Consider the following 23,219-nt stretch of genomic DNA (forward strand, 5'->3'; position numbering starts at 1 on the left):
AGAAAAGAGAAGAAGAATGGTAGAATTAAATCTGAAAAATATCTATAAAAAATATCCCAACAGCGACCACTACTCAGTGGAAGACTTCAATTTAGATATCAAGGACAAGGAATTTATCGTCTTTGTCGGTCCGTCCGGTTGCGGGAAATCAACTACGCTGCGTATGATTGCAGGTCTTGAAGACATCACTGAAGGAACTGCCTCTATTGACGGTACAGTGGTCAATGATGTAGCTCCAAAAGACCGCGACATCGCCATGGTCTTCCAGAACTATGCCCTTTATCCGCACATGACTGTCTACGACAACATGGCTTTTGGTCTCAAGCTGCGCAAGTACAGCAAGGAAGATATTGAAAAACGGGTCAATGAAGCAGCAGAAATTCTGGGCTTGAAGGAATTTTTGCAGCGTAAGCCAGCTGATTTGTCTGGTGGTCAGCGTCAGCGGGTAGCTATGGGACGCGCTATCGTTCGGGATGCAAAGGTTTTCCTTATGGATGAGCCTTTGTCAAACTTGGATGCTAAGCTGCGTGTTTCTATGCGGGCGGAGATTGCCAAGATTCACCGCCGTATCGGGGCAACAACTATTTATGTTACCCACGACCAAACTGAAGCTATGACCTTGGCGGATCGTATCGTTATCATGTCAGCGACCAAGAATCCTGCTGGAACTGGAACGATTGGTCGAGTGGAGCAGATTGGTACGCCGCAGGAAGTCTATAAACATCCGGCAAATAAGTTTGTGGCCGGCTTCATTGGCAGCCCAGCTATGAACTTCTTTGAAGTGACACTGGAAGATGGCCGTCTTGTCGGATCAAACAGAGACTTCAGTCTCCAAGTCCCAGAGGGCAATCTTAAGAGGTTGCGGGAGAAGGGCTATGAAGGCAATAAGTTGATTTTTGGTATTCGTCCTGAAGATATCAACATGGAACCAGCCTTTCTGGAAACCTTCCCTGAGTCGGTTCTAACTGCAAAGATTTCTGTTTCTGAGTTGCTTGGAGCGGAGTCTCACCTATACTGTGCGGTTGGTGGCAGTGAGTTTGTTGCCAAAGTTGATGCACGTGATCATATGAATACCGGAAGCAGTATTAAACTTGGCTTCGACCTAAACAAGGCGCATTACTTTGATGCTGAGACGGAAGACAATATTTTCTAATCTATTGCTCCTTATAAAATAATCCAGACAGATTACTGTTTGGATTTTTAAAAAAAATCTATCTATAAAATTAGTAAAATTTTACTAAATTTATTGAATTTTTACTCGGAAACAGTTATAATAAAACCAAGAAAACGATTACAATATCGATTATTCATTTTAAAGGAGTTTAGCTTATGTCAAACCTAATTTCAGCGGAGCAAGTCCGCGCAGATTTTGCCAAGGTTTTTGGAGTAGAAGCGGATCACACTTTCTTTTCACCCGGTCGGATCAATCTGATTGGTGAGCATACGGACTATAACGGCGGCCATGTTTTTCCTGCTGCGATTTCTCTAGGAACTTATGGAGCGGCTCGCAAGCGGGACGATCAGGTCTTGAGATTCTTCTCAGGAAATTTTGAAGAAAAAGGGATTATTGAAATGTCGCTGGAAAACCTGCACTTTGAGCCTGAGCATAACTGGACCAACTATCCAAAAGGAGTTCTGCATTTTCTGCAGGAGGCAGGCCATACAATTGACCGAGGCATGGATGTCTATGTTTACGGAAATATTCCCAATGGTTCTGGCTTATCATCTTCTGCGTCACTAGAGCTTTTGACCGGTATTATTGCGGAGAAACTTTTTGATTTGCAGTTGGAACGTTTGGACCTAGTGAAAATCGGTAAATTAACTGAGAATGAATTTATCAGGGTTAATTCTGGTATTATGGACCAGTTTGCTATCGGAATGGGTGCTGACCAGCGGGCTATTTACCTAGACACCAATACTCTTGAGTATGATTTGGTACCGCTTGATCTCAAGGACAATGTCGTAGTTATTATGAATACCAACAAGCGTCGTGAGTTGGCGGATTCTAAGTACAATGAACGCCGTGCAGAGTGCGAAAAAGCTGTTGAAGAGCTGAACCGCAAGTTGTCTATCACTACCTTGGGTGAGTTGGACGAGTGGTCCTTTGACGAGTATAGCTATCTGATAGAGGACGAAAATCGTCTCAAACGGGCTCGCCATGCTGTTTTGGAAAATCAACGTACTTTGCAAGCACGGGCAGCTTTGCAGGCAGGCAATCTTGAAAAGTTTGGCCGTCTCATGAATGCTTCCCACGTTTCTTTGGAACATGACTATGAAGTGACAGGTCTAGAGCTGGACACCTTGGTTCACACGGCCTGGGAGCAAGAAGGTGTTCTAGGGGCTCGTATGACCGGAGCAGGCTTCGGTGGCTGCGCCATTGCTTTAGTTGCTAAGGATGCGGTGGAATCTTTCAAAGAAAATGTTGGTCGCAAGTATCAAGAAGTTGTCGGCTATGCCCCTAGCTTTTACATTGCAGAAGTAGCTGGCGGAAGCCGAGTGCTGGATTAAATGGCAGAAAAGGAACTTGGGTCTGGGACAAAAGTCCTAGCCTCTCAATTGTCTTTGGATTGTCAAGCAAGACGCAGTGGTTGAGTGGGCTCTATTACGCTGACTTCATCAGCTTTTACAGCCCTAATCAACTGTGCGGAGGTGGGACGACGAAATCGAATTCTAACGAATTACCGATTTCTGTCCCACTCTCTTTACTAGCAAGAGAAAGGAAGAACTATGTCCAAGAAGTTACTGGATACTTTCGTATCAGCAGTGATTGACAATAGCGCTTTTGAGGAAATGGACACCATCTATCTGAGAAATCGTGTCATGGCTCTGGTTGGAGAGACAGTGGCGGAGGAGGAGACTGAGGCTGAGAATCTAATTGACCTTAAGGATGACTTGGTAGCTGTGGCTGTAAAGAATGGGAAGATTGGCGATACTCTGGCTGAGCAGGATATACTGGGAGCTGAGCTCATGAACTTAATCACACCTGCCCCTAGCCAGCTCAATCGGGACTTCTGGACGACTTATGCCTCCAATCCTGAGCAAGCTGTAGCTGATTTTTACCAGCTTAGTCAAAAGAATGACTATATCAAGGTCAAGGCCATTGCTAAAAACATTGCTTTCAAAGCACCGACTGAATATGGAGATTTGGAAATCACCATCAATCTCTCTAAGCCAGAAAAGGATCCCAAGGAAATTGCGGCAGCTAAAAAGGCAAAGACCAGCCATTATCCAGCCTGCCAGCTTTGCATGGAAAATGAAGGTTACCAAGGGCGCTTGGACCACCCAGCCCGTGCCAACCATCGCATTATTCGATTTGACTTGGCTGGACAGGAGTGGGGCTTCCAGTATTCGCCCTATGCCTACTTTAATGAGCATTGCATCTTTCTGCACAGCCAGCACCTTCCTATGTCCATCAGCCGGCTGACCTTTGAGCGCCTGCTGAACATCGTTGAGACCTTTCCAGGCTATTTCGCAGGTTCTAACGCCGACCTGCCTATTGTCGGCGGCTCTATCCTGATCCACGACCACTATCAGGGCGGACGTCATACCTTCCCTATGGAAATAGCAGAGCTGGATTGCAGCTTTACTTTTAGCGGATTTGAAGAGGTGGAGGCAGGCATTGTCAAGTGGCCCATGTCCGTTATTCGTCTAAGGTCTGAGAAGAAAAAATACTTGATTGAGTTGGCTGACAAGATCTTGAAAATTTGGCGGACTTATTCTGACCCAAGTGTGCAGGTGTTGGCAGAGTCTGAGGGTGAGCCTCACCATACCATCACGCCGATTGCCCGCAGGAAAAATGGATCTTTTGAGCTGGACTTGGTCTTGCGGGACAATCAAACATCCCCAGAACATCCAGACGGCATTTACCACCCTCATAAGGATGTGCAGCATATTAAGAAAGAAAATATCGGCCTGATTGAGGTTATGGGACTGGCTATTCTGCCGCCTCGGCTCAAGGAAGAACTCAAGCAGGTGGAACTTTTCTTGCTGGGAGAAGACTGTCAGGTTGCAGCCTATCATCAGGAGTGGGCCAATCAGCTCAAAGACCAGAATCCAGATGTTACCGCTGAGACAGTGGAAGGAGTAGTTCAGGCATCGGTTGGACAAATTTTCAGCCGAGTACTGGAAGATGCGGGTGTTTACAAGCGGACAGAGGAGGGGCAGGAAGCATTCATGCGCTTTGTCCAATCCGTCGGCATCCAGCCCTAGGAAATGTGTTATAATGAATCTAGCGCAAGAGGGAAAGGAAGTTTTATGGCAATTTTAGTATTAGGTGGTGCTGGCTATATCGGCTCGCACATGGTAGACCGTCTGGTAGCAGCAGGAAAGGAAGAAGTAGTCGTCGTTGATAATTTAGTGACTGGCCATCGGGCAGCCGTCCATCCGCAAGCAGTCTTTTATGAGGGGGATTTGGCGGATAAGGACTTTATGCGTGGCGTTTTTGCCAAACATCCATCCATCGATGCAGTCATTCACTTTGCTGCCTTTTCACTGGTCGCCGAGTCCATGGCGGACCCGCTCAAGTATTTTGATAATAACACGGCCGGCATGGTTTCTCTTTTGGAGGTCATGCAGGAATGCAGTGTTAAAAATATTGTCTTTTCTTCGACAGCGGCGACTTATGGCATTCCTGAGGAAGTGCCGATTCTGGAAACGACGCCTCAAAAGCCTATCAATCCTTATGGTGAGAGCAAACTTATGATGGAGACCATTATGCGTTGGGCAGACCAGGCCTATGGTATTAAGTTTGTAGCCCTGCGTTATTTCAATGTGGCGGGTGCCAAGCCCGACGGCTCAATCGGTGAGGACCATGGACCTGAAACCCATCTCCTGCCCATTGTGCTTCAGGTGGCTCAGGGCAAACGTGAGAAGATTGCTGTCTTTGGTGATGATTACGATACTCCAGACGGCACCAATGTCCGCGATTATGTCCATCCTTTCGACTTGGCTGACGCCCATATTCTGGCTGTCGAGCATCTGCGTTCTGGACATCCTTCAGATGCCTTTAACCTTGGCTCTTCGACTGGTTTTTCCAATCTGCAGATTGTAGAAGCCGCCCGCAAGGTGACCGGACATCCTATTCCTTTGGAAATAGCAGAGCGGCGCCCAGGGGATCCGGATACACTGATTGCTTCCTCTGAAAAAGCAAGAAATGTTCTGGGCTGGCAGCCGAAATTTGACAATATCGAAACCATTATCGAAACTGCTTGGAAATGGCACTCAAGTCATCCAAATGGCTATGATGACAGAGGATAAACTGACAAACCAGCTAGAAAGGCTGGTTTTTTACTTTGAATTATAAAACCCTTCTTTACAAATTTTTAAAAGCATTTTATAATAAAAAGAAGATTGATTGACATATTATCTGAAATCTTGTTTAGTTGCTACTAACTCTTAGTATGTCTTAAAAAATCAGGTAGTTACAGATGCGACGGGAAGCAACATTTTAGAATAACGAATTTTTGTATCACAATCAGATGTGACAGTTGTTGACAGTTTGTTGTGTAAGGGCTTTAGAGACTTATGATATAATGAAGCCATAAAAGTTTGAGAAGTCTCTTAATCTTTTCAAGCTGATTTTCATAAAAAGAATAGGAAATAAGTATGCACTCGATTCTTGCCTTATATATCACCCTGATGCCGGTCATTCTGGCTGGGATTCTGAATATGATCTTTTGCAAGTCTTCACTGCTAGAGGTGGCTTATCGACCAATGGATGGTGGGTTGATTTTAAAGGATGGTAAGAGGCTGTTTGGGGCTAACAAGACCTGGAAAGGCTTCCTCGGCATGATTGTCTGGGGAGCTTTGGCTCAGATCCTTTGGGGATTGCTCTTGAAGAGTATTTCTACCCTAGAGACGCTGCACTTGGTCTATGCCTTCTACGAAAATACCGTGCTCTTTAATCTGGTCCTTGGGGCTCTTTTGGGGCTAGCTTATGTTTTGTTTGAGCTGCCCAATAGCTTCATCAAGCGTCGTTTGGAAATCAGAGAGGGCAAGACGGCGGAGAATGGCTGGAAATGGACCTTTATCTGGATAGACCAGATTGATTCCTTGATTGGCTGTATTATTTTCTTACTTTTCTATATCCCTCTGTCTTGGCAACAGATATTGGGCATTCTAATCCTAGGTGCGGGTACGCATCTAGGAGTCAATCGTCTGCTCTACTGGGCTAAGCTTAGAAAAAATCGTATGTGAGATGGGAGTTTTTGATGAAAGAACTATGGCTGGAAAAAGAGCCTTCGACCGTCTATGGCGGTAAAATCAATCAGTTAATCAACCTTTGTCAGCTGGGGCTTTCGGTTCCTAAGGGTTTGATTTTGCCGGCGGACCAAGTAATGGATTGGCTAAGCGCAGCTCTGCCAGAATACTCAAAAGAGGGACTTAAAGAGTTAATTCATTTGGGCAAGGAGGAAATCGCGGAGCGTTTGCAGCAGTATCCCTTGGAGCCAGCTTGGCTACAGGAGTTAGCAGACTTTTGTCAGGAAAATCAAGCTTATATCGTTCGTAGCAGTGCCCTTTTAGAAGACGGGCAGAACATGTCATTTGCTGGGCAGTATGACTCGATTGGCAATTGCCGGACACTGTCAGAAATTGAGCAGGGCATTCGCTCTTGTCTGCTTTCTCTTTTTAATCCAGAGGCCTTGGCTTACTGGCAGCGTCAGGGTCTGGCAGAGCAGGATATTGCCATGGCAGTGCTGATTCAGGAGCAGATAGAGCCCGACTTCAGCGGTGTCTGCTTTTCCCTAGATGTAGCGACTAATCAGGACCAGACCATGCTGTTGGAGTATGTAAAAGGCTCGGCTGAGAGCTTGGTTAGCGGTCAAGTTAATCCTGAGCAGCTGACTCTTCCTTGGTACAAGCCAGACTGGCTTCAGTTTGAAAAGGCTGAAATTTCTCTTACAGTTTTGCAGAAACTGCACGTGCAGGTGTTGGAGATTGTAGCGTATTTTGGTCGGCCGATGGATATTGAGTGGTGTGCTGTCCAAGAGCAAGTCTATTTGCTGCAGGCTCGGCCCATCACGACAGTACCAACTAAAATCGACAGTGGCCGCTGGACGACGGCGAATTTTCGGGATGGTGGCGTGGCGGCCCAGCCCTGTCCAAATCTGATGTGGAGCCTTTACCGCCATTCTTGGCAAGAGGCACTCTCCAGTTTTTTGCTGGCAATTGGCTTAGAGCCTGAAGGAGTGATGCCGCCGCTGATGCGCCTGCACTATGCACGGCCTTTCTGGAACTTAGGCGTGGTCAAGCAAGGTATGGAGCAGATTCCGGGGTACATTGAGCGAGACTTTGATGATGAGCTGGGAGTTAATAAAGACTACCAAGGTCAAGGTTTTACCAGTAAATTAAGTCCAGCCTTGCTCTTGAATTTCCTGCGCGTATCTTTGAAAACTCAAAAAGTAACTAAGAATTTTCTGCATCAGGCGCCAGACAAGCTGCAAGAGCTGCGCCAGCAATTTACCCGCCTAAATCAAGAAATACGAGAACTGAACGACCAAAGCCCGCTCCAGCAGGTCGAAAGTCTTTGGCAGTTGGTGCTAAATCAGGCTTATTTAGACAGTGAGGGAACTTATTTCTGGCAGGCCTACATCAATACGGTCCAGCTGTCTATGAAAAAGACCAGTCTGCTTAAATGGCTGACGGTCGATGAATTTTTCCAACTGATAGCTAAATTGGGAAATGTTTCGCATACCAAGCCTTTGGCTCGGATGCTGGAAGCTGCGGATCTTATTTTGGCAGACGAGAAGCTGACAGACGACTGGTTGAAGCTATCGGTGGAAGAGTTGCAGGGACTGGCAGCACAATATCCTGAGCGAGCAGATTTCATCAAGGTTCAGGATTTCCAAAAGGACTTTGGCTATCACTCGGCTCGGGAGCTGGACTTGCGAGTAGCTAGTTACGAAGAAGATGCTCATCAGGTTATGTCAGCAATCCAGCAGTTGGTTGCTGATTCAGCTTACTACCAGGCGGCCAAAGCTTCGCTCAATCCTGTCTCTGAGTCTGAGCTGGATCTTGCCCATCTATCTCGAGCCAAGCAGAAAAAGATTGAAAAAATTAGCGAAGACCTGCGGAACTTGCTCTGGTGGCGGGAGGAGTTCAAGGATATTTCCACGCGCTATTACCACCTCATTCGTCAGATTAGCCTCAAACTCGGCCGAGCTTATGAAAAGCGAGGCTTTCTGAAAAATGAACAAGATATTTTTTACATTAAGAAAGAAAGTCTGACCGACTTTATGAAAGGGCAAAAGACAGCTGACCAGCTTCAAGAAGAAGCTGCTGATAATCGGCATTATTGCCAGGCCTATCGGAATTTTGAGCCAGTGGGTGATCTGACCGACAAAGAGATGAGCTTGGAAGAAGTGGTCCATGATAGTCAGGCTCTGCTGACGGGGATGCCAGCCAGCAGCGGTCAGGTAACCGGTCGGGTTCGAGTTCTCTTGGATTTGGCTGATATTGAGACGATTGAACCGGGAGAAATTCTTGTCACTCGCTATACAGATACGGGTTGGAGTTATGTTTTTGGTATTCTAGGCGGTCTTGTGACAGAGTATGGCGGGGTTCTCTGCCATGCATCTATTGTCGCTCGGGAATGCGGGATTCCAGCTCTGGTCTGCGCTAAGAATGCAACTCAGCTGCTAGAAACTGGCATGATGGTAACTTTAGATGGAAGAAGAGGAGAAATAAGAATTCATGAAGAAGAATGAACCTTTGTTTATCGGTGAATACGACAAATCTGTTATCCTGACTTATATGGGCGCTGCTTTTGCACTTTTGGCAGTCTATGCCATCATTCAGTCCCAGTTGCGGCTAGCCATGATGGCCTTTATCGTTAGCGGTATCTGTGACCTCTTTGATGGTGTCGTGGCGCGACGGATGAAGCGGACTGAAAGTCAGAAGCGCTTCGGCATTGAGATTGATTCCCTCTGCGACATGATTAGCTTTGCGGCTCTCCCGGCTGTGCTCCTCATGACTCAGCTGCCCTTGGGAGCGGCCAATATCATCTTGGCTGTCCTCTATGTATTAGCTGCTGTCACGCGCTTAGCGCATTTTAACCGCTTGGCCAAGCATGATGAAGGATCTGGCGCTTATTTTATCGGCTTGCCCGTGACCTACAGCGCCCTCTTTTTCCCTCTGACCTATCTGGTCTGTCAATGGCTGGCGCCTGGTCTCTTTGCTTGGGTGTGGCTGGGCTTGTCTCTTTTGCTGCCCTTCCTATTTGTCTATAACTGCCGTATTCCCAAGCCCAATAAGCTGGCCTATCTGGTCTTTGCGATTTTAGCTGTTGCAAGTTTGATTGGTCTGGGAGTTCTCCCGCATGGTTAAGGTCTATCAGCGAAAGACTGGCCAAGTAGTGGAACCGACAGAATACAAGGCGGGTCTGTTAGACAAGCTTTATGGCACTGCTTGGGGCCGCTTCCTATTGCCTATCTTGACCCAACCTAGCCTGTCTTATCTTCTGACTTTGAAAGACTACACTTCTTTTTCTCGTAAGAAAATTGCAGCTTTTGTAGAAAATTATCAGCTGAATCTGGCTGACTATGAAGATGGCCCCTATTCTAGCTTTGCGGCTTTCTTCCAGCGGAAAATCAAGCCTGGTCTGCGTCCAGTCTGTCCTGACAGTCAAGTACTGGCTGTGGCGGATGCCAAGCTGGAGGTTTTTACCATTAGTCAGGACTTACGGCTGACAATAAAGGGTCAGACATACAGGCTAGCTGACTTACTGTTGGATGAAGAGTTAGCTCAGCTGTTCACTGGCGGAACAGCGCTGGTCTATCGCTTGGGAGTGGAAGACCTGCACCGCTATCTGGCTGCTGAATCCGGCAGAATTACCCAAAAACGAAAAATCAAGGGACGCCTCCATACGGTCAGACAGGTAGCCCAGAAGCGGCGCTTGATTTATAAGGAAAATAAAAGAGAATACTGTCTTTTAGATACCGACCTAGGACCTGTCCTGCAGATGGAAGTAGGCGCTCTTCTGGTCGGAAAAATATACAATCACGGTCAGGACCATTTGGTCAGGGGACAGGAGAAGGGCTGCTTTGGTCTGGGCGGCTCGACCATTCTTGTCCTCTATCCAGCAGGCACGATTCGCTTGGATCAGGATATCCTGACTTACTCAGACCTCGGAATAGAAACCCAGATTCAAATGGGTGAAAAGATTGGAGAAAAGCTATGTTTAAACGATTAGCTGTTTATTATAAGGAAATGTTTCCTTTGCTGCCACGATTTTTTGTGGCCGCCATCATGTTTTTTGAGATTTATTTTGTCCTCTTGCTCAATGACGGAGTGACCACCTTTCACTTTGACCATCAGGAGTTAATCGGAATTTTTACGATTTTTGTCTTTCTGATGATTCTGCGGATTGCAGATGATTTCAAGGACTACGAGACCGACAGACGGCTCTTTCCTCATCGGGCTCTGCCATCTGGACGAGTGAAAAAGAAGGACCTGGCTATTGCCCTCAGCTTTATCGTAACTGTGTCTGTGCTTCTCAATGTTCTCTTTATGAACAATATTGGCTGGTTCCTCTTTCTCTATATTTACGGAACTCTCATGTCCTTCTGGTTCTTCAAGCGTGACAAGATTCAAAATTCTCTGCCACTGGCTCTAGTAACCCATAATCCGGTCATGATGATTTTGAATCTCTATACGATTTCTTTTGTCTGCTACAAGTACAATCTGCCCCTCTTGTCCCTACCAACCGTCTTGCTGGCCTTTACCATGTATTTCCCAAGTCTGATCTGGGAAGTCTGCCGCAAGATTCGGGCACCAAAAGACGAGACCGAGTATGTGACCTATTCTATGCTTTTTGGCTACAAAAAAGCCACTCGCTTTATCGAGGTGGTGACTCTTCTGGATATCTTGACCAATTTCGTTCTCCTTTGGAATATTTCCCGTGTTGGAGTGGTGGTCTTAGTGCTGAATGTTATCTGGATGACCGTCCAGTTTGAGCAGTTTATCAAGGATCCGACTCGCTTTAATATCCGGGAACGGGTGGAGCGCTATACTTATATCACGGAGACGACCATGGTTCTGTCCGTTGCTGTTTATCTCTTGATGGGGGTATTTTGATGAAAAGAATCAAGCAGACAGGGCTTGACCAGGTCGGAGGCAAGGCCTATCATTTGCTGAAAATGCAGGCTGCTGGTTTGCCAGTTCCTGATTTTGCAGTGTTTGCTTTTGAATTTTTTCAAGAATCTGCCAGCTCTGCTGACTTGGAGCGGATGGAAGAAGCTTATCGGTCTGGAGAGTTGGACTTGTCCCAACTCAGTCAGCAATTGCAGAACTGGGCCAGAGAGCAGTTTAGTCAAGAAGATCTGACAGCGACAGAAAGCTGGATTCATCAGGAATTTTCTCAGACAGACTGTCGCTTTGCAGTCCGCTCATCTGCTACCATCGAAGATGGGAAGGCCTCATCCTTTGCCGGTCAGTTTGAGAGTCAGCTCAATGTGAAGCCAGAGGGGCTTAAAGAAGCTATTCAAGCGACCTTGCTCTCTCTTTATCAGGAGTCAGCTCTTAGTTATCTGTTTGTGCAAGGACTATCCTTGAAGCAGGCGCAGATGATTTGCCTTGTTCAGGTCATGCAGGAGGGAGACTTGTCTGGGATTTACTTCACAGCTAATCCCAAGGGCATTCTGAACGAGCACATCATTGTCATCGGTCGGGGTTTGGGCAATAAGGTTGTCGAGGATAAGATTCCTACAACAATGGTGACGCTTCATCCCAAGGACCAGCTCTTTTATACAGAGCAGACGGAGGATTCACCAGGCGTATCAATGGAACAACTCGAGGAGATACAGGCCTTGGCGAGTCAGGTGAGTCAGCTTTTCGGACCTTATATGGATATGGAGTTTACCTTCGCAAATGGCCAGCTCTATCTCTTGCAGGCACGACCTATTACCACCTTGCCAGAGGGCCAGCAGATTATTCTGGATAACAGCAATATTGTCGAGAGCTATCCGGGCGTTTCCAGTCCTCTGACCATTAGCTTTATTCAAGAGGCTTATGCCAGCATTTTCCGAAGTCTGGCTCAGCGCTTGGTTGGCAAGGGTGCCCCTGAGTTGGCTGCCTATGAAGCCACTTTTCAAAATATGCTGCAGCCGGTCAATAGCCGGGTTTATTACCAGATTCAGAGCTGGTATCAGCTCTTACAGCTTTTGCCTTTTTCAAAGAAAATCATCCCTATCTGGCAGGATATGCTGGGAGTGCGAGAGACAGAGGTTCCTCAGATGCCGGTGCACCTGTCTGCGTTTAAACGCCTGCAAATCATGCTTCGTATCATCCGAGAGTTTTGGACTGCACCCAAGCAAATGCGGCAATTGGAAGAACAGTTTGCCCAGATTCAGCGCGAATACGAAGCGAGCTTTTCTCCCGACGCAGATGCAGAGACCTTGATTGCCTTGGTCAGCAAGCTAAAAGAGAATATTCTGGCTCACTGGGACATTACACTGGTCAATGACCTCTATGCTTTTGTCTATACTGGACTCCTGAAGAAGTCGCGTCGCGGCGGGGCTGTTCAGGCTGAGATTGCGGGAATTGAACAGATTGAAAGTATGCGGCCAGCCTTGGCTCTGCAGGCTTTAACAGCTCAGCTGAAAGCAGAAGAAAATGCAGAGATTAGACAGGCCATGGCAAGCGAAAGTCCAGCAGTCTTTCTAAATCGCCAGCACCCTTTGGTTCAAGAAATAGTCCATTTTATCCATGAATTTGGTGATCGGGCTCCAGAAGAGTTGAAGTTAGAAACTCCAACTTTTCGAACGCATCCAGAGCGTCTGCTCAAGCTCCTGCTGCAAATGTGCCAGCAAGAGGAGAAGAAGTTGGCCCCTCAAAAACTTGAAGAAGAGGTGCAAAAATCAGGCTGGTGGACGAATTTTCTTCGCAAGCGAGCCATGACTGGTGTTAAATATCGGGAAAGCTCTCGCTTAAACCGAACACGGATTTACGGCATGATGCGACAGATTTTCCGAACGCTTGGGCAGCAATTAGCCGAGCAAGGGCTTCTGGCTACAGCAGACGATGTTTTTTACCTGACAAAGGAAGAGTTGTTTGAGCTTACCAGAACACCCAGAGATGTTAGCAGTTTGATAGCTGATCGTCGAGAAAAGATGGAGGCGGATAAGGAGCTGCCAACTTTTAGTCGCTATGTTTTTGCTGGACAGGTCTTTGAGAAATATCTGAAACCGCAAAACCGCACCAGCAGTCATAATACAGGTAATCAAGTCTTACAAGGGATTGGCTGCTCACCTGGCTGCGTTAAGGCCCAGGTTTTGGTCGTGGAAGATGTGCAGGAGATTGAGTCTGCTCAGGACCGGATTATCGTGACCAAGATGACCGATCCGGGCTGGGTTTATCTTCTGACCCAAGCCAAGGGTGTCATTGCTGAGCAGGGGTCTTTGCTCTCGCACACGGCTATTATTTCCCGCGAGTTGGGTATTCCTTCCATTGTCAATGTCAGAGGTGCCTGCAGCCAGCTGCAAAATGGCAACTGGATTGAGATGGATGGCCTTACTGGCAAGATTCGACTGATCAAGGAGGAAGACCATGCTGGAAATTAAACCAGTCAAACCCAATACTGTAGAGCTGGACGATTTTCTAGCCCTGCCCAAGCGGATTTACCAGCCAGACCACCTTATGCAGTCGGAAGAGGAAGAGTTATCTTTGATTGAGGGCAGTCACCCGCTGAGTTCTGACTTAGAAACCTATGCCTTTATTGGCTATGAGGACGGTCGTTCTTGTATTCGAGGCCTTCTGACCTTCTATCCAGATGATGAGGCTGCTTACTTGGGATTTTTCGAGTCGATCAATGACCAGCAGATTTCATCTGCTTTTATCGAGCATTTAGCAGGTTTCGCCCGCAGTCTAGGAGCTAGCAGCATTATCGGCCCCGTACAGGCAAGCTTTTGGCTGGGTTATCGAATGCAGCTGACTGGAACAGAGGAGCTCCCTTTTACTGGAGAACCTCATAATCCAGACTATTATCCTGAGCTATGGCAGGCTGCTGGTTTCGAGCTCAAGGAGCGCTATCTGTCCAATTTTTATCCCAAGGTAAGCAATCAAACTCATCAGGACAAGCTAGCTCATCGCTTTGAGTCTTTTGAAGAAGCAGGATTCACCATTTGCTCTTCAAAGAAGCAGGAGTGGGATCAAGCTTCGCTGCAGGTTTTTGAGCTCCTCAATCGCCTCTATCAAAATTTTCCGATTTATCGGTCTATTTCCAGTCAGCAGTTCAGTCAGATTTTTCAGAAATACCAGTATATTCTTGATTTTTCTATGGTTAAGCTGGCCTATAAGGAGGGCATGCTGGCTGGTTTTCTGATTGCCATGCCGGACTACGGTTCTCTGGTTTATCAAAAACTGACTCCTCTTAACCTAGCCAAGCTTTTTTGGGCTAAGCGCTTTCCCAAACGTTATACGATTATGTATCTAGGAGTAGATGAAGAATTCTTGGGGTTGGGCTCTGCCTTGGCCTATCCGATTTTTAAAGAAGCGCAGAAGCGACAAGCCTCAGCTATTGGAGCCTTGATTCATCAAAAAACAGTCACGCGCCACTATGCAGCGGAATTGCAAGGAGACAAGCATGAGTATGGTCTCTTTGAGTTGAATTTGAACTCCTGACTAACAAAGTAAATCACATTTTAAAAAGCAAATTTTCTAACCGAAGATTTGTTTTTTTAGTTAAAAATGAACACTATTTTCAGGTTGTTCAAAAACATGATGATTTCAGCTTTCAAAGATATATTTTTAAGCAAAAGCATTGAATTTTTGTAGGAAATTCTGTAAAATTTTAAGAGATTATTATATGGAGAAAAGGGAATTATTATGGAAAAAAGAATCACTGGCGATACGCTCCAGCGTTATTCTTTTAGAAAGTTATCAGTAGGATTGGTTTCCGCCACTATCGGAAGCTTCTTTTTGAGTACCGCAATAGGGGGAAATATAAGTACGGTTGAGGCTGCAGAAGTCTCAGCCGGCAAAACCGTTCCAGTTCAGTATCACTACGTAGTAGAGTCTGAACTGACTGAAGCTGAGAAGAATGCAGTTGTTAAGGAGCTTCCAAAGTTTGTGGAAGAAAACTCTGATGCTTATTATCTGGTTTACCGTCCTAAGACCCAGGGGCTTTCGGCAAAAAGTTTGCCAAAGACAGGCTACTCAAGTCTGTGGGAAGCAACTTTTGCAGCTGCTGGGCTGACTTTAGCAGTCTTAGTAATTGCACGAGGTAGAAATGGTAAGCGATACCTGTCTTCTATTTTACTGGTGACGGGTCTAGGCTCTATTCTCCTAGCTCCTTCTGTATTTGCAGTGACTAATATTGAATTAGCCGCCTACAATCAAAGGCTAAATTTGACAGTAGGAGATAAGCTGCCGGAGCCTTTAGAGATTGCTGGTTTTGAGTATGTCGGCTATCTTAAAAGAGGTGAACAAGGCAAGGAAAACACAGCAGGAAGTCATCAGCTTCCTACGGCACAGAAGGACTTGTCAGCTGTTGAAGTCGATCAGCAGGCGGGCAAATCTGCTAGTCTTTCTGGGAATCCGAGTGCTGCCAACAAGCCAGCATCTACTGAAACAGAGAAACTAACCGAGCAAGAAAAAGAGATTATTGCTGCCAAAGAGCGCGAATTTGCTCGGCTTTCTCCAGTCACTGAAGTACCAGAACTGGAATTCAAGAGCCAAGAAAGCAGCCAAACCCAAGTCCTGCCTTATCAAACAGAATACCAATATTCAAATGAGCTCGCAGAGGGGCAATCTCAGGTCATTCGCGCAGGTGTCGCTGGTACACGTACTGTTGTCACTCGCAATTATATTGCAGGTAAAGAAATTGTAAAAAGCGAAGTGGTTTCAGACCAGGTAACTGCAGAGCCAGTTTCGGAAATTGTGTTGGTTGGAACTGCTGCAGTAAAATCTGTTCCAAAAGAAGCGCCAGTTCAAGAAGTCCCAGAATTGACTATTTATGGAACTACACCAGATACCGCACCCGTGCAAGAAGTTCCCGAATTGACGGCCTATGGAACTACACCGGATACCGCACCAGTACAAGAAGTGCCTGAGCTAACAACTTATGGTACCTCACCAGATGAAGCACCCGTGCAAGAAGTTCCCGAATTGACGACTTATGGCACAACGCTAGATACAGCACCGGTTCAAGAAGTCCCAGAGCTAACAACTTATGGCACTGCGCCAGATACCGCACCTGTGAATGAAGTTCCCGAATTGACAACGTATGGCACTGCACCAGATACAGCGCCAGTACAAGAAGTTCCGGAACTAACAACTTATGGTACCGCACCAGATGAAGCACCCATGCATCAAGCTCCAGAATTAGAGCTGACTGCGACGGATGAAACAAGAAGAGAAAAGATCGATTTTTCCGTCGAAGAACAGTATACTGATGAGATTCCAGAAGGCAGTCGCCAAATTGTCACACCAGGTGTCCAGGGTGAGCGGGCTATTACCACTCGTATCTATACCTCGAATGGCCAAGAGGTTGACCGCCAAGTTTTATCGGATGAAGAAATTCTTGCAGCAGTCACTCAGATTATTAAAGTTGGAACAAGTAAGTCAAGCCTGATTCCGGCTGACGCACCAAAGGTTGAAGAACTACCAGAATACCCGCTAACATACACCGACGAAACGCGCGTAGAGAAAATCAACTATACTATTCGTGAAGAAGAGACTGATGAGCTGGTTCGTGATGCCCGTCAAATTGCGACTCCAGGAGTTGAGGGTGAGCGTACGATTAAGACCCGTGTCTATAGTTCCAATGGTCAAGAAATTGATCGCCAAGAGCTATCTAATGAGGAAACCCTAGCTCCAGTGACGCAAGTAGTCAAAGTTGGTACAGCTAAACCATATTTGGTTCCAACCGATTCACCAAAAACAGACGCCTTGCCAGAATACCCGCTGACTTATACGGATGAGACTCGTATTGAGAAAATAGCCTTCAACATCGAGGAGCAATATACCGATGAATTGCCTCAGGACGCCCGTCAAATTGCCACTCCAGGTGTTGAGGGTGAACGGACTATCAAGACCCGTGTCTACAGTTCCAATGGTCAAGAAGTTGAACGTCAAGAGCTGTCCAATGAGGAAACCTTGGCTCCCGTAACGCAAGTCGTCAAAGTCGGTACAGCTAAACCGCACATGGTACCAAGTGATGTGCCAAAAACAGAAGTTCTTCCAGAATATCCGCTGACATACACCGACGAAACTAGAGTTGAAAAAATCACCTTCACAATTCGTGAAGAAGAAACGGACGAATTGGTTCGTGATGCCCGTCAAATTGCGACTCCGGGCGTTCAAGGTGAGCGAACCATCAAGACTCGCATCTATAGTTCCAACGGTCAAGAAATTGATCGCCAAGAGCTTTCCAATGAAGAAACTCTAGCTCCAGTAACGCAAGTTGTTAAGGTCGGAACAAGTAAGTCAAGTCTGATTCCAGGTGAAGCACCAAAGGTTGAAGAACTACCAGAATATCCACTGACTTTCACAGACGAAACTAGAGTTGAAAAAATCAACTTCACTATTCGTGAAGAAGAAAGGGACGAATTGGTTCGTGGTGCCCGTCAAATCGCAACCCCGGGTGTTCAGGGTGAGCGTACGATTAAGACTCGCGTCTATAGTTCCAACGGACAAGAAATCGACCGGCAAGAGCTTTCGAACGAGGAAACTCTTGCTCCAGTAACGCAAGTTGTAAAAGTTGGTACTGCTAAGCCGAACATGGTACCAGGTGATGCACCAAAAGCCGATGCTTTGCCAGAGTATCCACTGACTTACACGGACGAAACCCGAGTAGAGAAAGTTGCTTTCAACATCGAGGAACAATATACCGATGAGTTGCCACAGGATGCCCGTCAAATCGCAACTCCGGGAGTGCAAGGTGAGCGTACGATTAAGACTCGTGTCTACAGTTCTAACGGTCAAGAAATCGACCGCCAAGAGCTTTCTAACGAGGAAACATTGGCTCCAGTAACGCAAGTCGTCAAAGTTGGCACGGCTAAGCCTCACATGGTACCGAGTGATGCACCAAAAGCAGATTCTTTGCCAGAGTATCCACTGACTTTCACAGACGAAACTAGAGTTGAAAAAATCAACTTCACAATTCGTGAAGAAGAGACGGACGAGCTAGTTCGCGATGCCCGTCAAATTGCCACTCCAGGTGTGCAAGGTGAACGAACCATCAAGACCCGCGTCTACAGCTCTAACGGTCAAGAAATCGACCGCCAAGAGCTATCTAATGAGGAAACTCTGGCTCCAGTAACGCAAGTTGTAAAAGTTGGTACTGCTAAGCCGAACATGGTACCAGGTGATGCACCAAAAGCAGATGCTTTGCCAGAGTATCCACTGACTTACACGGATGAAACGCGTGTTGAGAAGATTAACTTCTCTATTCGTGAAGAAGAGACAGACGAGCTTGTTCGAGATGCCAGTCAAATCGCCATTCCAGGAGTTCAGGGTGAGCGTACGATTAAGACTCGCGTCTATAGTTCCAACGGACAAGAAATCGACCGCCAGGAGCTTTCCAATGAAGAAACTCTAGCTCCGGTAACGCAAGTGGTCAAAGTCGGAACAGCTAAGCCGCATATGGTACCGAACGATGCGCCAAAAGCAGATGCTTTAGAAGAGTTCGATTTAATTCAACTGCATAATTTATTAGCGGAAGCAGATCAGATTAAAGCTCAGGCACGTTATTTCAATGATAGTCAGAGTCATCAATCTAGCTATGATACTGCTTTGACAGCGGGTCAAGCGCTTCTGAGTCAATCACATGCTAGCCAAGCAGAAGTTAACCAACTGGTGGGACAAATCAATCAAGCCAAGGCTCAATTAAGCGGTCTTGAAGTTGTCAAAACTGCTCTTCAAACAGAGTACGATTTAAATCCAACTGTTAAAACAACTGCTAAATATAAAAATGCGGATTCAAATAAGCAGACAGCTTATACTGACGAATTGGCCAAGGCAGAAGGGGTTCTGAACAATCAAACTGCTACACAAGTGCAGGTCAATCAAGCATTTGCTAGCCTGACAGCAGCTAAAGAAGCTCTAAATGGAGTGCCTAAAGTTAAGCCGACAGTTTCTATTCTAAGTTTGACAGAAAATGCAGATGACAAGTCGGTTACAGTCCAATATAGATTAGAAGACCTGACCCAGTCCTTCCGTTCAGCAACTGCAGAATTGTACCAGGGTGATCAGCTTGTTCGTACTCTTCCGATTACCAATTTCGCAGGAAGTCTGAAGATTGGCGACTTAGACTACTACACAGGCTATACCCTGAAAACCAAGCTTACTTATGAACTGGATAATGGCAGCTTCACAGATCTTGAAACGGACAGCCGCAATTTCGAATTGGAATACAAGAAGATTGCCTTCCGAGATATTGATTCGGCTGAGTTTTACAGAAAAGAAAACGACCAGTTTAAGCGCGTCGTATCTATGAGCTCTATGCCTACAGATCTGTCTACCTACTTTGTCAAAGTCAAATCAAGTGAATCTAAGGAAATGCTCCTGCCGGTTCACAGCATAGCGGAAAGCCATAAGGATGGCAGGGATGTTTATAAGGTGACAGTCTCTCTGCCTGAGCTGGTCCAAGAAGGTGAGACAGGCTATAAGTCTGGCTATGACTTCTATATCAGTAAGGCAGTCCCTAGCCAGCAAAATGTCTACACCAGCTTTGCTGGTTTGATAGACGCTATGAAGAAAAATATGGCTGGAAACTATGTTCTGGGAGCAGATTTGGATGCTAGCGAGGTCAGTCTGGCACCTGCGGACTATGTCTACCTCAAAGGGAACTTCACAGGCAGTCTGACAGGTAATCATAATGGCAAGCAGTACGCGATTTATAATCTAGCTAAGCCTTTATTTGAAAACCTCAAGAGTGGTTCTTCTATTTCCAATCTGGACCTGAAAGAGGTTAATATTGTAGGCACCTATGACTCAGCGGCTTTGGCTCGCAATGCAGAAAATGCTCGAATCACAGATGTTTCAGTCCAAGGTAGAGTAGAAGTAAAAGACAATGCTTCTCAAGTAGCAGGTTTGGTCGTTATTGCTAACAATACCCAAATTACCAATAGCTCCTTTACTGGAACTATCGTGTCAAATGATAAACAGGGCAAAGAATACAATGTCGGTGGTTTGGTTGCCAATCTTAAGGGAGGAAACTCCTTGATTAGCCAAAGCAGGGCAGATGTGACTATTCTAGCAGGCGCTAGAGCCGACAACCAACGCTTTGGCGGTCTGGTTGGCCGTTTGGAAAACAATGCCCGCATCAGCCGATCTTATGTAGCTGGAAAGATTCAAAACTCTACTAAGAACGGTCAGATTGGCGGAGTGGTTGGCTCCAATTACTTCAATGGCTTGATTGATAATGTCATCAGCAATGTCAGCGGTACAAATGTTTACAGTATTTCTGGCGATCAGGGATATGAGAATAACCGTATCACAGAAGCTTATGCCGTTGAAGGAAATAAAACGCTGGAAAATGACAAGTTTGTCACTTCAACACTGACTCTGAACGAGGCAGAAGAGAAGCTAGCTAGCTTAGACATTACGACCACGCTAGAAGACACGAATCTCAATATTTATTCTGTCAACTATGCTCAGGAAAAGAATGCCCGAGAAGATCGTCTGATAGCTTATGCTAACATGGAAAAACTCCTTCCGTTCTACAATAAGGAGACCATCGTTGCCTATGGAAATAAACTTCCAGATAATCACAAGCTCAATACAGAGTACTTGCTGGATGTTGTTCCGATGAAGGGCGACCAGATTATCACTGATATCAATAGCAACAAGACCGGAATTAACCGTCTGATGCTGCACTTTGAGGATAATACGGTTGACTACCTGGATCTGACCTATAAGGGAGATTTCAAATATAAGGCAATTGCAGAGTACAGTGTAAACGGCTTAGACCTCCTTTATACACCAGAAGCCTTCCTATCAGACTATAGCAGGGTTCTCAATCAAGTGCTGCCAGAGTTGAACAAGGTTGTCCTTGACTCACCAACTATGCGAACTGTTTTAGGTGTGAATGCTGACACATCTCTGGATGATCTCTATCTGGATACGGCCTTTGACCAAGTCAAGACCAAGCTGTCAGAAGAGTTACGCAAGGTTCTGGCTATGGACAAGTCTATCAATACTGAAGGCGATGTCGTGGCTGACTATGTAGCTCAGAAGATTACAGCCAATAAGGAAGCCTTCTTGCTTGGTCTGACCTATCTCAACCGTTGGTATAATATCAACTATGACAATATCAATGTCAAGGATTTGTCGGCCTATAAGTTTGACTTCTTTGGAAATCATAATGCTTCAACGCTGGATACCATCATTTCACTAGGTAAGTCAGGCTTTAATAATCTTAAAGCCAAGAATAACTATATGGCTTATGATATCTCGCTCTCTGAAGCGACTGGTAAACGAGGGCTCTTTAACTATCTGGAAGGCTATCGTCAGCTCTTCCTGCCGGACAAGAGCAATAATGAATGGCTCAAGACCAATACAAAAGCCTATATCGTTGAGGCCAAGTCGGATGTGCCAGAAGCGAGACAGCTTCAGGATGCTGCCGAGGGCAAGAGCAAGTATTCTGTCGGTGTTTACGACAAGATTACTGCTGATAATTGGGAACACAAGGGCATGCTCCTGCCACTCTTGACCATGACTGAGAAGGGTGTCTATGCTATTTCCAATATGTCTACCATCTCTATGGGGGCTTATGATCGCTATCGCCTTGATGCCAATAACAGGGTGCGAACAGATGCTGAACTAGCTGAATATGTCGAAGACCGAGTGAGAAAAACAGCTGAATACCAGCGCGATCACTATGACTTCTGGTATAAGATTCTAAGCGATGAAAGCAAGGACAAGCTCTTCCGTTCTGTTCTGGTTTACGATGGATTCTCATTGGTTGACAAGAATGGTCAAAAATATTGGGCTCCAGCTAATGACAAAAAATCACTGGCTATGCAGGAATTCTTTGGACCAGCCGGCAAGTGGTATCCTAGCAAGGGCTATAATGCCTATGCTACAGGAAGTGTAACCCACTTTGATGCAGCTAAATTGTTAGAAGACTATGGTAACTCTGTCTATACGCATGAGATGACCCATAATTCTGACGGTGGTATCTACTTTGAGGGCAATGGCCGCCGCGAAGGTCTGGGAGCTGAGCTTTATGCTCGCGGTCTCTTGCAGTCCACTCCAAGTGCAGACGAAGCTACCATTACTCTCAATACCCTCTTCAAGGTGGACAAGGACTCTAAGACGCGTCTACATACATATAACTTCAAGGAACGCGTTCAAAATGCAGAAGACCTACAACACTATGTCCATGGTATGTTTGACATGATATACACGCTAGATTACCTAGAAGGTACCTCTATGCTTAAGCAGAGTGATGACGCTAAGCTTCAGTGGTTCAGGAAGATGGAGAATTACTATATTACAGATAAGTATGGTAAGGAAACCCATGCCGGTAACCAGACGCGAAGCTTTACTGCTGAGGAAATCAAGCAGCTGAAGACTTTTGACTCTCTGATTGAAAATGATGTCATCACTCGTCGGGAGAATAAGGATAGTGGCAAATATGGTCGAAATGGCTACCTCAGTCTCAGCCTCTTCTCACCAATCTACTCAGCCTTGAGCAATCCAAATGGAGCGCCGGGTGATGTCATGTTCCGCCGCACAGCCTACGAGTTACTGGCAGCCAAGGGTTACCATGAAGGATTTATCCCTTATGTTTCTGGTAAGTACTCTAAGGAAGCCTTTGATGAAGGTAAGAAAACATGGGATGGATGGTCCGGAAGAGATGTTGGTCTGATAACAGACCAGAAAGTCTTGGAAAATGTATTCAAGGGTGAATATGACTCTTGGCTAGCCTTCAAGAAAGCTATGTATAAGGAGCGGATTGATCAGCTGACCAAGCTTAAACCAATCACCATTGAGTACGAGCTCAGAAACCCAAGCAGTACCAAGAAAGTAACCATTCGCTCTTATGAAGAGATGCAGAAGCTGATGGACGAAGCAGTAGCAGAGGATGTACGCAACATTACTAATGCAACTAGCCGTGTTGATGCTAGCTGGGTTAACCTGCTCAAGAAGAAGATTTACAATGCTTATATTCGTGAGACAGATGACTTCAGGCAGTCAATCTTTAATAAGTAAGCGACAAAATGTTTTTCAGAAATACCTTTAAAAATATCTAGACTAAAAAAGTCTAGGTATTTTTT

The 23,219-nt window shown here is 45.9% G+C and carries 12 protein-coding genes; all 12 read left to right on the top strand.

Features of this window, described 5'->3' with window-relative positions:
- Positions 1-16: 16 nt before the first annotated feature.
- On the top strand, positions 17-1,153 hold the full coding sequence (locus tag K4I03_RS00580) for an ABC transporter ATP-binding protein (RefSeq protein WP_227963351.1): 1,137 nt from the start codon (positions 17-19) through the stop codon (positions 1,151-1,153).
- A gap of 176 nt (positions 1,154-1,329) precedes the next feature.
- Complete coding sequence (locus K4I03_RS00585) at positions 1,330-2,508, top strand: galactokinase (RefSeq protein WP_227963352.1); 1,179 nt, start codon at positions 1,330-1,332, stop codon at positions 2,506-2,508.
- Between the two features lie 219 nt (positions 2,509-2,727).
- On the top strand, positions 2,728-4,209 hold the full coding sequence (gene galT / locus K4I03_RS00590; RefSeq protein ID WP_002924985.1) for a UDP-glucose--hexose-1-phosphate uridylyltransferase: 1,482 nt from the start codon (positions 2,728-2,730) through the stop codon (positions 4,207-4,209).
- 45 nt (positions 4,210-4,254) lie between these two features.
- Entirely contained in the window at positions 4,255-5,256 is a 1,002-nt protein-coding gene (galE, locus tag K4I03_RS00595; protein WP_032908190.1) for a UDP-glucose 4-epimerase GalE, read from the top strand.
- 348 nt (positions 5,257-5,604) lie between these two features.
- A complete protein-coding gene (locus tag K4I03_RS00600; protein WP_227963353.1) occupies positions 5,605-6,195 on the top strand; it encodes a CDP-archaeol synthase in 591 nt (196 codons plus the stop codon).
- A gap of 14 nt (positions 6,196-6,209) precedes the next feature.
- Positions 6,210-8,705, top strand: coding sequence for a PEP/pyruvate-binding domain-containing protein (locus K4I03_RS00605; protein ID WP_227963354.1), 2,496 nt, complete (start codon positions 6,210-6,212; stop codon positions 8,703-8,705).
- Positions 8,692-9,324, top strand: a complete 633-nt coding sequence (locus K4I03_RS00610; protein WP_227963355.1) for a CDP-alcohol phosphatidyltransferase family protein — start codon at positions 8,692-8,694, stop codon at positions 9,322-9,324. Before K4I03_RS00605 ends, K4I03_RS00610 begins: the two co-directional genes overlap by 14 nt.
- Positions 9,317-10,189 carry a phosphatidylserine decarboxylase gene (locus tag K4I03_RS00615; RefSeq protein WP_227963356.1) on the top strand — a complete coding sequence of 291 codons (873 nt, stop codon included), beginning with the start codon at positions 9,317-9,319 and terminating at the stop codon, positions 10,187-10,189. Before K4I03_RS00610 ends, K4I03_RS00615 begins: the two co-directional genes overlap by 8 nt.
- A complete protein-coding gene (locus tag K4I03_RS00620) occupies positions 10,174-11,073 on the top strand; it encodes a UbiA family prenyltransferase (RefSeq protein ID WP_227963357.1) in 900 nt (299 codons plus the stop codon). The genes K4I03_RS00615 and K4I03_RS00620 overlap by 16 nt, the downstream gene beginning before the upstream one ends.
- Positions 11,073-13,556 (top strand): phosphoenolpyruvate synthase, encoded by a 2,484-nt coding sequence (locus tag K4I03_RS00625; RefSeq protein ID WP_227963358.1) that lies wholly within the window; start codon positions 11,073-11,075, stop codon positions 13,554-13,556. Before K4I03_RS00620 ends, K4I03_RS00625 begins: the two co-directional genes overlap by 1 nt.
- A complete protein-coding gene (locus K4I03_RS00630) occupies positions 13,543-14,616 on the top strand; it encodes a hypothetical protein (RefSeq protein WP_227963359.1) in 1,074 nt (357 codons plus the stop codon). The genes K4I03_RS00625 and K4I03_RS00630 overlap by 14 nt, the downstream gene beginning before the upstream one ends.
- Before the next feature lie 204 nt (positions 14,617-14,820).
- Positions 14,821-23,154 (top strand): SIALI-17 repeat-containing surface protein, encoded by an 8,334-nt coding sequence (locus K4I03_RS00635; protein WP_227963360.1) that lies wholly within the window; start codon positions 14,821-14,823, stop codon positions 23,152-23,154.
- Positions 23,155-23,219: the final 65 nt, after the last annotated feature.

Source organism: Streptococcus sanguinis (assembly GCF_020729725.1).
Taxonomy (GTDB): domain Bacteria; phylum Bacillota; class Bacilli; order Lactobacillales; family Streptococcaceae; genus Streptococcus; species Streptococcus sanguinis_V.